13 protein-coding genes are annotated in these 14,760 nt (G+C 50.4%); 11 read left to right on the plus strand and 2 right to left on the minus strand.

The annotated features are described in order from the left end of the window. The first annotated feature begins 28 nt into the window (after positions 1-28). The 4 genes from bioB (at position 29) to BP95_RS0126540 (ending at position 4,844) form a co-directional block, all read left to right on the plus strand. Positions 29-1,033, plus strand: coding sequence for a biotin synthase BioB (bioB, locus tag BP95_RS0126525; protein WP_021252256.1), 1,005 nt, complete (start codon positions 29-31; stop codon positions 1,031-1,033). Beyond that, positions 1,021-2,259, plus strand: coding sequence for an aminotransferase class I/II-fold pyridoxal phosphate-dependent enzyme (locus tag BP95_RS0126530; RefSeq protein WP_231515205.1), 1,239 nt, complete (start codon positions 1,021-1,023; stop codon positions 2,257-2,259). The genes bioB and BP95_RS0126530 overlap by 13 nt, the downstream gene beginning before the upstream one ends. Positions 2,260-2,496: 237 nt before the next feature. Next, positions 2,497-3,786, plus strand: coding sequence for an alpha/beta fold hydrolase (locus tag BP95_RS34145; RefSeq protein ID WP_231515206.1), 1,290 nt, complete (start codon positions 2,497-2,499; stop codon positions 3,784-3,786). Beyond that, complete coding sequence (locus tag BP95_RS0126540) at positions 3,786-4,844, plus strand: methyltransferase domain-containing protein (protein WP_028533651.1); 1,059 nt, start codon at positions 3,786-3,788, stop codon at positions 4,842-4,844. Before BP95_RS34145 ends, BP95_RS0126540 begins: the two co-directional genes overlap by 1 nt. A 67-nt stretch (positions 4,845-4,911) precedes the next feature. On the opposite strand, the gene pfkB is transcribed toward BP95_RS0126540, so the two are convergent. After that, positions 4,912-5,844, minus strand: coding sequence for a 1-phosphofructokinase (pfkB, locus tag BP95_RS0126545; protein WP_028533652.1), 933 nt, complete (start codon positions 5,842-5,844; stop codon positions 4,912-4,914). 20 nt (positions 5,845-5,864) lie between these two features. After that, the gene (locus BP95_RS0126550) at positions 5,865-6,734 is read right to left on the minus strand and encodes a class II fructose-bisphosphate aldolase (protein WP_021252251.1); all 870 of its coding nucleotides are present in this window, start codon (positions 6,732-6,734) and stop codon (positions 5,865-5,867) included. A gap of 90 nt (positions 6,735-6,824) precedes the next feature. Here BP95_RS0126550 and BP95_RS0126555 point away from each other — a divergent pair, with 90 nt between their 5' ends. From BP95_RS0126555 to BP95_RS0126585, 7 genes are all read left to right on the plus strand, one after another. Further along, positions 6,825-7,883: an SIS domain-containing protein gene (locus BP95_RS0126555; protein ID WP_028533653.1), complete on the plus strand. Its 1,059-nt coding sequence runs from the start codon at positions 6,825-6,827 to the stop codon at positions 7,881-7,883. A 141-nt stretch (positions 7,884-8,024) separates the two neighbouring features. Next, a complete protein-coding gene (locus BP95_RS0126560; RefSeq protein WP_021252249.1) occupies positions 8,025-8,816 on the plus strand; it encodes a DeoR/GlpR family DNA-binding transcription regulator in 792 nt (263 codons plus the stop codon). A gap of 513 nt (positions 8,817-9,329) precedes the next feature. Continuing rightward, the gene (locus BP95_RS0126565; protein ID WP_021252248.1) at positions 9,330-9,812 is read left to right on the plus strand and encodes a PTS sugar transporter subunit IIA; all 483 of its coding nucleotides are present in this window, start codon (positions 9,330-9,332) and stop codon (positions 9,810-9,812) included. A gap of 93 nt (positions 9,813-9,905) precedes the next feature. Beyond that, positions 9,906-10,166, plus strand: coding sequence for an HPr family phosphocarrier protein (locus BP95_RS0126570; RefSeq protein WP_021252247.1), 261 nt, complete (start codon positions 9,906-9,908; stop codon positions 10,164-10,166). 42 nt (positions 10,167-10,208) lie between these two features. Further along, positions 10,209-11,942, plus strand: coding sequence for a phosphoenolpyruvate--protein phosphotransferase (gene ptsP / locus BP95_RS0126575; protein WP_021252246.1), 1,734 nt, complete (start codon positions 10,209-10,211; stop codon positions 11,940-11,942). 250 nt (positions 11,943-12,192) lie between these two features. Then, positions 12,193-13,050: a glucose PTS transporter transcription antiterminator GlcT gene (glcT, locus tag BP95_RS0126580; RefSeq protein ID WP_021252245.1), complete on the plus strand. Its 858-nt coding sequence runs from the start codon at positions 12,193-12,195 to the stop codon at positions 13,048-13,050. Between the two features lie 208 nt (positions 13,051-13,258). Next, positions 13,259-14,710 carry a PTS transporter subunit EIIC gene (locus BP95_RS0126585; protein ID WP_021252244.1) on the plus strand — a complete coding sequence of 484 codons (1,452 nt, stop codon included), beginning with the start codon at positions 13,259-13,261 and terminating at the stop codon, positions 14,708-14,710. Positions 14,711-14,760: the final 50 nt, after the last annotated feature.

A 14,760-nucleotide genomic window follows, 5' to 3' on the forward strand; every position in this document is an offset into this window, starting at 1 on the left:
TGTCACAACCTTTAAGGGAGAGATGAGGATGAAGGAACAGTTGGTAAAGGCGGGTATGGATTGGCGCGGTCTTGCAGCAGAGATCATTGAGGGGAAGGTATTATCGCGTGAGGAGGCGCTATCCATTCTGCAGGCTAAGGATAGTGAGCTGCTTGCCATTATGGATGGGGCGTACCAGGTGCGGCGGCATTATTACGGCAATAAGGTGAAACTGAACTTGATTATTAATGCAAAGAGCGGTTATTGCCCGGAAGATTGCGGGTATTGCTCACAGTCGACTCAATCCGATGCCCCAATCGAGAAGTATACAATGCTGGAGAAGGCTACACTTGTGGACGGTGCGCGCAAAGCGATGGAAATGAAGGTGGGGACGTATTGCATTGTCGCCAGTGGGCGGGGGCCTACGAAGCGGGAGTTGGATCAGGTCGTTGCAGCTGTAGAAGAAATCAAGACGACGATGCCAATGAAAATATGCGCGTGCCTAGGGATACTCTCGCAAGAACAGGCGGATCGGCTGAAGCAGGCTGGCGTTGATCGTTACAACCACAATTTGAATACGAGTGCCGATCATTATTCGCATATCACTTCAACGCACACGTATGAGGATCGAGTACATACGGTGAGTACAGCCAAGGCAGCAGGTATGTCTCCGTGTTCAGGTGTCATTATGGGGATGGGGGAGACTGACGAGCAGTTGGTGGATGTGGCCTTTTCCTTGCGCGAGCTGGATGCAGATTCGATTCCAATCAATTTCTTAAATTCAATACCTGGTACGCCACTGGCTCATCTGAATGAATTGGATCCGCGCCGCTGCTTGAAGGCATTGGCGATGTTCCGCTTCGTCTGCCCATCGAAGGAGATTCGGGCATCCGGAGGTCGTGAAGTGAATCTGCGTTCCTTGCAGCCGTTAGCGCTCTATGCGGCTAATTCCATTTTTGTCGGCGACTACTTGACGACAGAAGGGCAGGAAGCAACAGAAGATCACCGGATGATCGAAGATCTCGGATTTGAGATTGAACGATGCGCGCTATAAGTTCTGGGACTGACCGCTGGGCATGGATGCGCGAGCAATTGGCGGAACGTGAGCAGTTAGGAAGGCTGCGCCAATTGACGCAGACAACTTGGCTGCCAGATGGCTGGGTGAGTCGTGATGGGAAGAGGGTGCTTAATCTTGCCTCCAACTATTACTTGGGGCTGTACCCTTGGATATCTGAGACAATGTGGCGATCGTTGAATGAGGAAGCTGTAGAACTGGGGGAGCCGGGGTTGCGGATCGGGTCTGGGGCTTCGCGCCTCATTACAGGGCATGATCCTCAACATGAGGCATTAGAGCGGGAGATGTCGGATTTCAAGCAGACGGAGGCATGTCTCATTTTCTCAAGTGGATATATGGCTAATGCGGGAATCATCCCTGCGCTTGTTGGTCGTCACGACGTAGTATTTAGTGATCGACTTAATCATGCGAGCATTGTGGATGGGATTGTGCTAAGTCGTGCAGCGCATGTTCGCTACCCGCATCGCGATCTCAATCGACTGGAAGACCAATTGAAGAAGTGGACGGTTGGTGCATCAGGGGCGGGGAGGGCGTCACGCAAGCTGATTGTGACCGATGCGGTGTTCAGCATGGATGGAACAAGGGCATCGCTGGAAGAGCTAGTTATGTTGAAGGAGCGGTACGGTGCAATCCTGATGGTGGATGAGGCGCATAGTGGCGGTGTGTACGGTGCCGAGGGGGAAGGACTCTGTCATGAGCTTGGCATTCATGGGCATGTGGATATCATTATGGGCACGTTCGGCAAGGCTTTCGGGGCAGTCGGTGCCTATGTCGCTGCGGAGGATATTGTGATTAGGTATCTTGTGAACCATGTTCGAACTTTTATCTATAATACGGGTTTGCCGCCGTTTGTGGCAGCGCTTGTGCGCTCACGGCTTAGGGAAGTGCGCGCTGCAGGCCAGGCTCGTTCGAAGTTGATGCATAAGGCGGCGCTCTTTCGTACGCGATTGCAGGCTGGCGGCCTCGACACGGGAGAAGGGGACAGTCATATCGTTCCCGTCATGCTCGGCTCTGATCAGAGAGCAGTTGCGGTAAGCGCGGCTCTGACTGAAGCTGGCGTAGCGGGTCTTGCGATTCGCCCCCCAACTGTGCCGGAGGGTACAGCGCGCATCCGGTTCGCACCGTCTCCGCTGCATCAGGATGAGGAGCTGCTGCGGGCAGCAGATAGGGTTGTGGACGCTGCGAATCAATGGCAGGAAGCGTAACACGCTGATCGGCGACAGTAAAGGATATAAACTTACAAATATAGAGGATAAAGATAAAGTTTGAGAGATAGAGAATGAGATAAATATAAAGGCAAAGAACAAAAACAAAAACAGTAGGACTGACAGTTACACGGGCAAAACAGAGATAAGGATGAGAAGAATGATAAATATGAGAGTGATGCAAAACTAGAAATTAAAAATTGATGCGGGATAGAGCATGAAGATAGAGGTTGATATATGGATGAAGAAAGCGATGGCATGAAATATGTATGCTATCATACCGTCCATGCTGAAGGGGATATGGGGAGGATGGAGATTCAATCGACAAGATTTGAAAAAGGCTGCATGCAAGTTGCGGCATCATTGAAGCTCCCATCTAAACCGAAGCTGTTATGGGTACATGGCTGGGGAATGTCCTCTTCGGTGTGGAGGCATCTTGCAGCGATGCTGCCTGAGTTCGAGCATCGTTATGTGTCGTATGCTGATGCGAGTACAGTTGCAGAGCTGCTGGCTGCGGTTCGACGGCCGTTTGAAGATGAGCCGGAAGGGGAATGGCATGCGATTGGTTGGTCGATGGGCGGTATGCTGCTGCTAGAGCTGCTGGCTGAATGGCGCGAGGCATCGGACATCGGGCTGAATAAAGCGTGGGAGCAAGATCAAGGGCAAGAGCAGGAGCGAAAGCAAAGGCAAGAGCAAGAGCAAGAGCAAGAGCAAGAGCAAGAGCAAGAGCAAGAGCAAGAGCAAGAGCAAGTGCAAGTGCAGGTACATGAACAAAAGCAGGAGAAAGAACTGGAGAGTCATCGAGAGCAAGAGCAGATGCTAGAGCCAATGGAAGAACAAGTGCAAAACCAAGTGCATGAGCAGGAGCGAAAGCAAGAGCAAGAGCAAGTGCAAGAACAAAAGCAAGAGCATGAGCGGGGGATTGGGCGAACAGGTTGCATGGGCGACTATGTCGCAGCTGTTCGCCTGCCCGTTGTGCGCAGCGTCATTCTGACGGGAACCACGCTGCGCTTCATTGACGACACAGGTCAGGCCGGCTGGCCAGACCGGGTCGTCCGGCGCATGCGCCGCCGCTTGGCGCAAGCTGCGCCGGCGGATACACTCCGCGCGTTCGCGGAGTGTATTCCGGCTGCGGCGGAGCGCGCGAGCGCCGAGAGCTGCCGCTGGCTGCTGGAGCACACGGCAGCTCTCGGCCAGGACATCACGCCCGCGGGGCTTGATGCAGGTCTGGCCTACTTGCAGCAGGCCGACCTTGAGCGGGCGTGGGCGCGTCTTACCGACGCACCGGATGGTCCGCGCCTGTACTGGCTTCATGGCGCGAACGACAGCGTATGCCCGCTTGCTGCGCAGCAGCGGGCACAAGCGACGTGCGGCCACGCGCGGTTCGTGGTGCTCCCGCACGCCGGGCATGCGCCGTTCGCTACGCAGACGGCGCAATGGCTGCACCATATACGCATGTGGTGCAGCGCATCATCGAAGGGGTCGCTATTCGATGATTTTCAGATGGAACAGGGAGGGGGAGCGTGATGTTTGCGGGGGCGAATGTGGACAAACGAATCGTGCGGCAGCGCTTTGATCGGCACGCTAAAGAGTATGACCGTTATGCCGAAGTGCAGCGGGTAATGGCGGATGAGCTGGTCGAGCGTATGTGTCAGACTATAAGACCGCCCTTATCTGAAGGAACACCACAAGGGAATCCTCCTAATACGGAGTCACTAATTTACGACATAGACCTTGATAAAATGACTGCATCGATCGATGAAGTAAGCTGTGCAGTGCGCATTCTTGATATCGGATGCGGGACGGGGATGCTGTCGGAACGATTAGCGCGTGCCTTTCCGGGAGCGGAGCTCACGCTGGTGGACTTGTCTTCGCGCATGCTGGAGCGGGCTAGTACGAAGCTGACACATGCGGGAGTCTCACCTGCCAACATACATCTTATCACTGCCGATGCGGAAGCCTGGCTGGAGAGTGCTTGCGGGCGGGAGGAGACGGAGAGGCCAATCTACAACATTATTGCGTCTAGCGCAGCTTTCCAGTGGTTCAATTTCCCGGCTGATACAACTCATCGCTTGCTGCAATTGCTGGCTCCTGGCGGGCTATTGGCGTTTGCTACCTTCTTGCCAGGAACGGTGAGAGAGCTGCATGACGCTTTCCGCCAAGCGGAAGCGCTGCTTGGTTTTCCTACCCAACCTCACGGCCAGAGCTATCCGAATAAGGAAGATTGGATGACATGGCTGCTCGAACATGGAGGAGATGGCCCTGCAATTCGTTGGGAGACAAGCAGCTATCGCTATACATTTCCTGATGTTCGAACTGCACTCGCGCAGGTGAGACGTGTCGGTGCTGGAAATGCAGTTCTCGCACACAACAATGCTAGAACAATGGGTGATGGACAACGTAAGGGTACAACCAGCAGGGAGCTCATTCATGCGATGCTGCAAGCCTATCAAGCAACATTCCAGCAGGACGATGGGCGAGTTCCGCTTACTTATGAAGTAGCATATTGCCTTACCCAGAGGGGCTGCATACCTAGTATTTCGGGGATTGAAGGAAGTGACCGCCGTTGTAGGCGATACAAATAACGGCCGTGCTGCGACTGTCTCGGTTGACAGTGCCCACGACCGTTCGAACGTTCTGTGACAGGACAAATTAAGAAAAGCAGGTAACCTGTATGTCACGTAGAAGGGATTCCACGTCAGACAGTTTCACCATACCGGCTGAAGGCATAAGCGCATTCGCTGTACCGCAAGCGGCGCCAAGCTTCAGCCTCTCTTCAGGAGAGCAGCCGCGATGATCTGCGACGACGAGTCCCGCAACCATAGAGTCTCCGCTTCCTACAGCATTAACGGCCTCTACGCGCGGGATGGATACGCCATACAATCTCCCATCACAGCCTGCCAGAGCACCTCGCTCGCCAAGGGAGACGATCACATTGGAAATACCATCCTGCATGAGCTGCTGAACGGCTCGTACGATCTCGTCCTCATTGTCGGCAGAACCACCCGTGAGCTTCGTAACTTCATGCTCGTTTGGTTTAATCAAGTAAGGCTTGCTCTGGATGCCTGCGATCAGTGCATCGCCACTCGTATCCAAGATCGGAATCGCGCCTTGGCTTCGCGCGATCTGAATCAAGTTGGCATATAGATCTGTGTCGCATCCCTTCGGCATACTGCCAGAGAAGACCACATGAGAAGAACGAGAAGCAAGCTCTTCCATCTTAGCCTTCATGGCCTCAATCGCTTCCGGTGTAATCACAGGGCCAGCTTCCAGCAGCTCCGTCTGCGAGCCTCCTACCGGATCAATAATGTTCAGACAGAGGCGGGATTCTCCGGACACGGAGAGGAAATCTGCCTGAATACCTTCCTGACGAAGCATATCCACGATAGCCATGCCATTATAGCCGGCCACAAATCCAGTCGCCGTTACTTCTTCTCCTAATGCATGGATGACGCGAGCGACATTGATCCCTTTGCCTCCTGCCGTAGCAAGTGTCTCATCAGCCCGATACAGCGCATTACTGCCGAATCCGGGAATGTAATAGGTCTTATCAATAGCCGCATTAAGGGTAACAGTTGTAATCATCTTCAATCCTCCAGCCGCGATTAGCGAACGGCGCTCGCCTTCCCGATGCAGCCCGCCATTTCCATCTTGCGGATTGCCAGTTCCTTCACCGCTTGCTTCGCAGGCACCATATATTTGCGTGGGTCATTCTCGTCTGGGTTCGCTGTGAACACATCTTTGATCGCGTTCGAGAAGGCGATGCGCAGCTCTGTTGCGACGTTCATCTTACCCATGCCCAGCTTCACGCAGCGCTTCACTTGCTCCTCAGGAATACCGGAGCCGCCGTGCAGTACGAGTGGTACGCTAACTTGCTTATAAATTTGCTCTAGGCGATCGAAGGCGATTTTCGGTTCGCCTTTATAAATGCCGTGCGCAGTTCCGATAGCAGGAGCCAACGTTGGAACACCTGTCGCTTCTACGAATGCCACGCATTCTTCAGGAACAGCCAGACGCGCATCCTCTTCCTCGACGACAATGTCATCCTCCACGCCGCCGACCTTGCCCAGTTCCGCCTCGATATTGACGCCAGCAGCAATTGCTACCTTCACGACCTCTTGCGTACGGCGAACGTTCTCTTCATAAGGATGCATGGAAGCATCAATCATAACAGATGTATAGCCTGCGCGGATACATTGAACGAGCAGTTCATAGTCTGTGCAGTGATCCAGATGCAATGCGATGGGTATAGAAGCTTGCTTCGCTGCTGTTTGAGCGGCAGCTACAATATATTCTGGTCCTAGATGCTTTACGGTTCCGACTGTTGTCTGCAAGATAAGCGGTGTATTCGTCTCTTCCGCAGCTTCCACGACCGCTTGCAGCATTTCCAGTGTATGTACATTAAATGCAGTAATTCCGAATCCTTGTTCACGTGCAGCTTGGAGCATGGATGTAGAGCTGATAAGATGTCCCATTTCCGTAACCTCCTGCATATAAATGATTGAAACAATCAAAATAATGATTTATAATTTCATTAAGTTGATTATAAGGGAGGAATTTGTGATATGTCAAACCATCTTGATACACATACGTACCGGGAAATCAGCGATCAAGCGGCGGCGCTGCAAGCGGCTTGGGATCAGCTGCACAATCAGAAGGATTGGGTAGATCAATATATAGGAAACGATCAATTTGAAGAGGTTGTATTCATTGGTTCCGGGTCTTCTTGGTACCAAGCAATGACAATGGCGGCAACATACCGCAAGTGGACAGGAAGAAGTGCAGCTGCACATCCGTCCTCTGATCTGTTCTTGTTCCGCGAGCAGACGGTGACGCCATCGAAGAAGGTGCTGCTTGTGGGTGTATCTCGCTCCGGCGAATCCCATGAAGTGATTCTGGCGCTGGATTCCGTCAAGGACTTGACGCATTGGACAACATGCGGCATTACTTGTCATCCGAACAGCAAGATGGCGCAAATGACGCCATGTCTTGTATCTCCGCTAGGCGCTGAGAAGAGCACAGTTATGACGAAATCGCTCAGCAGCATGACGTTCATGATGCAGGCGGCAATTGCACTGGGTGTAGGACGGACGAAGGAATTGTCCGAGCTTGAGGGAGTGTTGCAATCCAGCAGTGCCTTCGTTACAATGGCGGATGACACGACATCTGCGTGGGTGAAGAGCAATCAATTTGATAAGACGATTTACTTGGGTATGGGCGCATTGTATGGATTGGCATTGGAAGCTTGCCTGAAGCTGAAGGAAATGACCTACACGTGGACAGAAGCATACGGCACATTGGAATTCCGTCACGGACCGAAGTCGATTGTTGAGCCAGGAACGCAGATTGTGCTGCTCTTATCGGAGAGTGCTCGTGCCTACGAACTCAAGGTAGCGCAAGAAATGAAGGCGTACGGGGCGAAAGTTGTCATTGTAACAGCGCAAGCGGGTGCGGACACTGCATTTGCAGACAAGGTCATTGAGCTTGGCCATGTGGACGCAAGCGATGAAGCGCGTGCAGTGCTGTACCTGCCTTTTGTTCAATATAACGGATATTACACAGCGCTCAAGCGGGGCTTGAATCCGGATGATCCACGGAACTTGACGCAGTTCGTATCCATTTAAAGCAGAACGAGCCGTTCAGGCTAAGCATCAAGGTTGCAGGAACAGATAGCAGCTCGCACCTTTGCTTTAGGATCGCGTTTCTTCATAAAGAGAAGCAAGCCCCGACACAGGTATGATTATGGAACGGATGGAGTGTAAGTTATGAGTGAATCGTTATCCAAGGGTGAATTGCGACGCCAGCAAATCCTGCAAGTCATGAAGCAGAATGGACGCATCACGATATCAGAAATCATAGATCGGTTCGAATGTTCGGAAGCTACGGCCCGCCGTGATTTGGATCTCATGGAGCGCAAGGGGGAACTGATCCGCACAATTGGTGGTGCGCTGCTTGAAGGGCCAGGCACGGTAAGAGAAGTCTCCTTCGACGAGAAGCGTCAATTGCTGTGGCTGGAGAAGGAAGCGATCGCAAGACGAGCCTTGGATTTCATTGAAGAAGGCGACAGCATCTGCTTGACTGGGGGAACGACGACATTCCTGCTAGCTCGGCTATTGAAGCAGCGCCAAGGGATTACCGTTGTAACCAATGCAGTCAATATTGCGATGGAGCTGTCTGATTGTGAGGGAATTCAAGTTGTTGTCATCGGAGGCGTAATGCGCAGCAACAGCTTCGAGCTGTGCGGGCCATTAGCAGAACGGACGATTGAACATTTGAATATTGAGAAGCTGTTCATGGGAATAGACGGGTTCTCGACAACGAAAGGGATCACCACGTATTCCGAGCTGGAAGCCCAGACGGCCCGCATGCTAATGCGCCAAGCGCAGCAGACTTTCGCGGTATTCGATCATACGAAGGTGGGCAAAGCATCGTTATTTACAGTGACTACTGTAGATGGGCTTACGGGATGCATAACGGACAGCCTATTGCCGGACGATATGGTCAGCACCTTGCAACAGATGGGGGTATCTTGCTATTATGCGGGGGACGAACAGTAATCAGCTGTTAAGGGTGGAGTAAGAATGAAAAACTTGTGTCATATGCGGTTTGAAACGTTTTCTCCAGTGCTGCGTATGATATGCAATAAGATGTAATCATCAATTAAACACCCAATCATGTGGTGCAAATGTGGATATAGTGGGTATATTTGTATTGAAACCATGGCGAATCGCAGACGGTATGATTTGTATCCAGAACGCACATCTTATGGATACCGCATAACTCAGCAGCCACTTGAGGATGGACGAATCGACTAGATTTCACCAACAGTCCGCTCGCTTGCATCCCGCGCAACCACCATGATACAATGGGTGTGAATCTTTACACATGAAATTAGCGTGTTACTAGTGCGACTAGGCATGAGCTAAGCGGCCGTTCACGGGGTGAACTGCATGCTTTAGCGCATGCCTTTTTATTTTCTCATAAGAGAAATTGGATTTTTTTGTCGGTTATCACAACAACCACAATGACGGACGAAAGTTCACATGGTTAAATACAAGGAGGAACTCAATATGTTTGGTTTTGGTAAAAAGAAAAAGAAAATTTCTATTACAGCACCGATCACAGGTCAAGCAGTACCTTTGGAGCAAGTTCCAGATCCAGCATTTGCACAAAAAATTATTGGTGACGGAATTGCTATAGAGCCAACAGAAGGTGTATTTATCGCTCCATTCGACGGTCATGTCGTGCATTTGATCGATTCTCATCATTCCTTGGTGCTTGCGCATGAATCCGGCTTGGAACTACTCGTTCACATCGGTGTGAACACCGTATCCTTGCAAGGAAAACCGTTCAAGCCACATGTGAAATCCGGCGACAAAGTGAAAAAAGGCCAAACGCTTATCGAGTTCGATATTGCACAAATTAAAGAAGCTGGCCTTCCTGTTATAACACCAATTATCGTAGCAAACGGCGACATCGTTGCTGAGCTGAAAGCGAACACAGGCAATGTAAAAGCAGATTCCGATGAATTGATGGAAGTTGTATTGAAATAGATGGTTTTGAACTAAGTTTTAAACTAAGTCCTTAACTAAGTTCTGAGCGAGAGAAGCAACACATTCTACTATTACCGAAAAGAGGGCATAACAATGGAAAAACAATTTACAATTAAAAATCCACAAGGTATCCACGCTCGTCCAGCGGGCGCAATCATGAAGAAAGCTGCTGAATTTGCAGGAGAGCAAATTACAATCGAATTCAACGGCCGCAAAGTAAGCGCAAAAAGCATCACTGGCGTATTGACACTCGGTATGAAAGCTGGCGACACAGTAACAGTATCTGCTGAAGGCGATAAGGCTGCTGAAGCAGTTGAAGCAGTAGGCGCAGTAATCGAATCCGTATTGGACTAATAGAACGTAATCATTAACGCGGAAAAAGGAGTGGAGGAACCGATGCTACTTCAAGGTATTCCAGCTGCATCCGGTTATGCCATCGGCCAAGCATTCATCCTGGAGCACGATACATCTGAGGTTGAGCGCAAGCAGGTTGATGATGTACAGGCAGAAGCAACTCGCTTGCAGACAGCTGTACAGCAGGCTATGAACGAACTGGAGCAGATCAAAGAAGACACAGCGAAAAAATTAGGCGAGCATCAAGCTGAAATCTTCGCTACACATATCCTTGTATTGCAAGATGAAGAGTTTGTTGGGCAAGCGATTGAGAAGGTTCGCAGTGAGAAGGTAAATGCAGAGTTCGCTCTTTCGGAAGTGACTCAGCAGCTGGTCGACATCTTCAGCAGCATGGACAGTGAATATATGCGTGAGCGTGCAGCGGACTTCCGCGATGTGAGCAAGCGTGTACTCGGTCTATTGTCCGGCAAGAAATCTGCTTCTCTGAATGACTTCGAAGAGGCAGTAGTGCTCTTCGCACATGACTTGACTCCTTCCGATACAGCCCAGCTGGATCGCAGCAAGGTAGCAGGCTTTGCGACGAACATTGGCGGTCGTACTTCCCACTCGGCCATTATGGCACGCTCGATGGAGATTCCTGCGGTTGTCGGCTTGCAGGACGCTACGTCTACAGTGAAGAACGGCGACATGATCATTCTCGATGGTTCAAGCGGCATTATCCTGATCAATCCAGATTCGGATACGATTGCAACTTACCAAGAGAAGAAGGTGAAGTTTGAGAAGCGTCAGGAAGAGATGAAGCTGTACAAAGACAAACCTTCGATCACAGCTGATGGCCATGAGGTTGAACTCGTGTCAAACATCGGCAACCCACAAGATGCGCTTGGCGCACGCAACAACGGTGCTGAGGGTGTAGGCTTGTACCGTACAGAATTCCTGTACATGGGTCGTGACAACTTCCCATCTGAAGAGGAACAATACAACTCTTATGTTGCCGTATGTGAAACACTTGGAACGGAGAAGCCAGTCGTGATCCGTACATTGGATATCGGCGGGGACAAGGAGCTGCCTTACTTGCCGCTTCCGAAGGAAATGAACCCATTCCTTGGATACCGTGCGATTCGCTTATGCTTGGATCGTAAAGATCTGTTCAAGACACAGCTTCGTGCGATCCTTCGTGCAAGCGCCAAAGGCAACATCAAGCTGATGTACCCAATGATCTCTACGCTGAGCGAGCTTCGCGAAGCAAATGCGATTCTGGCAGAGACGCAAGCAGAGCTGGATGCAGAAGGCATTGCGTACAATAAAGAGATGGAAGTCGGCATGATGATCGAGGTTCCTGCTGCTGCGATTATTGCAGATCAATTGGCGAAGGAAGTTGACTTCTTCTCTATCGGTACGAACGATTTGGTACAATACACGATGGCTGCTGACCGGATGAACGAGCAAGTATCCCACTTGACTCAGCCATTCAACCCAGCGGTACTGCGCTTGATCAAGATGGTTATCGATGCTGCGCACAAAGAAGGCAAGTGGGCTGGCATGTGCGGTGAAATGGCTGGCAACCTGAAGGCTGTTCCGATCCTGCTCGGTCTTGGTCTTGATGAATTCAGCATGAGTGCAAGCTCTGTACTTCCAGTACGTGTACTGCTGAGCCGCTTGAACCGTGAAGAGATGCGCAAGCTAGCGGAAGAAGCGTTGATGCTGGAGACGGCTGAAGAGATTCAAGTTATGGTCGTTGACCGTGTATCGGCAGTTCAAGAAATGTCTATCTAATAGTAACGAATATGTTGCAGTCGGGTGAGGATAAGCTCCTTTCCCGGCTACCTCATCGTTTACATATGTGTCAATAAAATTACAAATAAATAATATTCTGCAATAATTCTACATATTCGACAAAATTAGATTTATTCGTTGACATTGATTGTAGATTCACCTAGAATGAATGATGTAGTTGACGCACGAATCGAAAACGTTTCCAAAACGTAATCTTCCATGTGTACGCTCAGGGGAAAGGAGCCTTACTTTGTCAGAACAACGTCGCTTTGAAATCGTACGGGCATTAAGCAACAATGTCGTATTGGCAAACGATGTGTTGGCTAACAAAGAAACCATCCTTATGGGGAAAGGGCTCGGCTTTGGGGCAAAGCCCGGAGGTTCTTTGGAGACGAGTGATACACGAATCGAGAAGACCTTTGTGATCGAGGACAAACAGCATTTATCGCAGTATCAGATGCTGCTTGGTCAAATTGATCCTGAAGTCATTGTCATTTCGGAGAAGATTATTTCGATCGTATCGGAGCAGTTGACGCCGGATTTGAACGAGCATATTCATCTCGCTTTGCCGAGCCATATCGAATATGCGCTTTATCGTCTTCGCAACAATATAGCGATTGAGAATCCGTTTCTATGGGAGATTCGCACATTGAACCCGAAGGAATTCGAACTCGCGTCTCAAGCAGCTGAGCTGATTAATAAGACGTTTGAGGTAGAGGTACCGGAGGATGAGATTGGTTTCTTGACGATCCATATTCAGTCTGCGGTTGCCCATGTCCCTGTCGGGAACTTTGTTCAATATAATCATCTTCTGAAGGATTTGGTCGCTCTCATCGAACGAGAGCGGGGCAGGGTCATTCCGAAGGATAGCATTGATTATTTACGATTAATTACGCATTTGCGCTTTGCGATGGAACGAATTCGCCAGGGTGATGCCACGAAGAATCCATTCCGAGACAACTTGAAGGAAATGGCGCCTTACGAATTTAGTGTCGCACAGAAATGTGCGGACGTAATGTCGAAGAAGCTGGAGATCGAAATACCTGAAGATGAAACGGCGTACATCGCAATGCATTTATATCGTTTATTTCATAAAGACTCAGAATAACGCTGGACAAGCGTGTTACTAGTTCGACTAGGCATGAGCTTGCTGGGGGATAACATCTAATTTTTTTGGATGTCGTCCCGTCGCAAGCTCATGCCTTTTTTATATTCTCTAATGCGCTTACATTTTGGCGGAGGAGATGACAGGTCAGAGCATAAATTTTTGACCTTTTATCCATACTTTACTTATTCACCACAAGGAGGAACGACATATGCTAGCCTTTTTGCAAAAAATTGGTCGTGCATTGATGCTTCCGGTTGCAACTCTGCCGGCGGCGGCGATTCTGCTTCGCTTCGGTCAAATTGACTATGTGAAAGATTTTCACTTGGGGGATACGGTCGGCGGGTTCTTGAACCAATACATCGCCCCATTCCTTGATGCAGGCGGATCTGCAATTTTTGATAACCTAGCACTATTGTTCGCAATCGGGGTTGCGATAGGCTTTGCCGCAGACGCGGTTGCTGTACTGGCAGCAGTTATCGCACATATGATTTTGCTGAAAGTGCTGACAAAGATTCCGGCAGCCTTTACATTCATTCCAGCTGATATGAAGCTGGACATGGGGGTTATCGGCGGTATCTTGGCTGGTTCCATTGCAGCCTTCATGTACAACAAATATCACAATATCAAGGTTCCAGATTGGCTCGGCTTCTTCGGCGGCAAACGCTTCGTGCCGATTGTCACTTCTGCTACGATGATCTTGATTGCGATTCCATTCGGTATCGTCTGGGGTCCAGTCCAGACAGCACTTGATTCCTTCGGCAACTGGATCGTATCGCTTGGTGCGGTTGGTTCCGGGGTGTACCTGACAGCGAACCGACTTCTCATTCCGTTCGGTTTGCACCATGTATTGAATGCAATTCCTTGGTTCCAGCTTGGAACATTCACGGACGCAGCTGGCGAAGTATGGCGCGGCGATATCGCTCGCTTCTTCCATGGCGACATGACAGCTGGCGGATTCATGACAGGGTACTTCCCAATCATGATGTTCGCGCTTCCGGGTGCGGCGCTCGCTATTATTCATACAGCGAAGCCAGAGAAGCGCAAGGCAGTTGCATCGCTCTTCATCGGAACAGCGATTGCTTCCTTCTTGACAGGTATTACAGAACCGATTGAATTCGCGTTCATGTTCGTAGCGCCTGTGTTGTTCGTCGTTCACGCAATCTTGGCTGGTATTTCCGGCTTCGTAATGGCAACGCTTGGCGTACGTCTCGGATTCGGCTTCTCGGCAGGATTTATCGACTACGTGTTGAACTTCCCGCTTGCGACTAAGCCGCTGATGCTTATCCCTGTAGGTCTTGTATACTTCGTTGTTTACTACGTCTTGTTCCGCGTCCTCATCAAGGTATTGAACCTGAAGACGCCTGGACGTGAAGATGACGTTGAAGGCGAAGGCACCAAGACTGAAGCTGGCGGCGGCAATGCAACACTGCAAGAGAAGGCTGTGAAAGTGCTGGGGATGATTGGCGGCAAAGACAACATCATTGTCAATGAGGCCTGCATCACGCGCCTTCGTTTGACGCTGAAGGATGATTCCGTAGTGGATGAAGCTGGTCTGAAGTCCCTCGGTGCAGCTGGCGTCATGAAGCTTGGCAAGGGTAACGTTCAAGTTGTATTCGGAACGCAGTCCGAGCTCTTGAAGGAAGAAATTAAAAAGCTGTAAGCAGTGTTCAATAGGCACTGTCACATAGGCAAGATGGCAAGGCAGAAAGC

This window comes from Paenibacillus sp. UNC217MF, assembly GCF_000686865.1.
Taxonomy (GTDB): Bacteria; Bacillota; Bacilli; order Paenibacillales; family Paenibacillaceae; genus Paenibacillus_B; species Paenibacillus_B suaedae.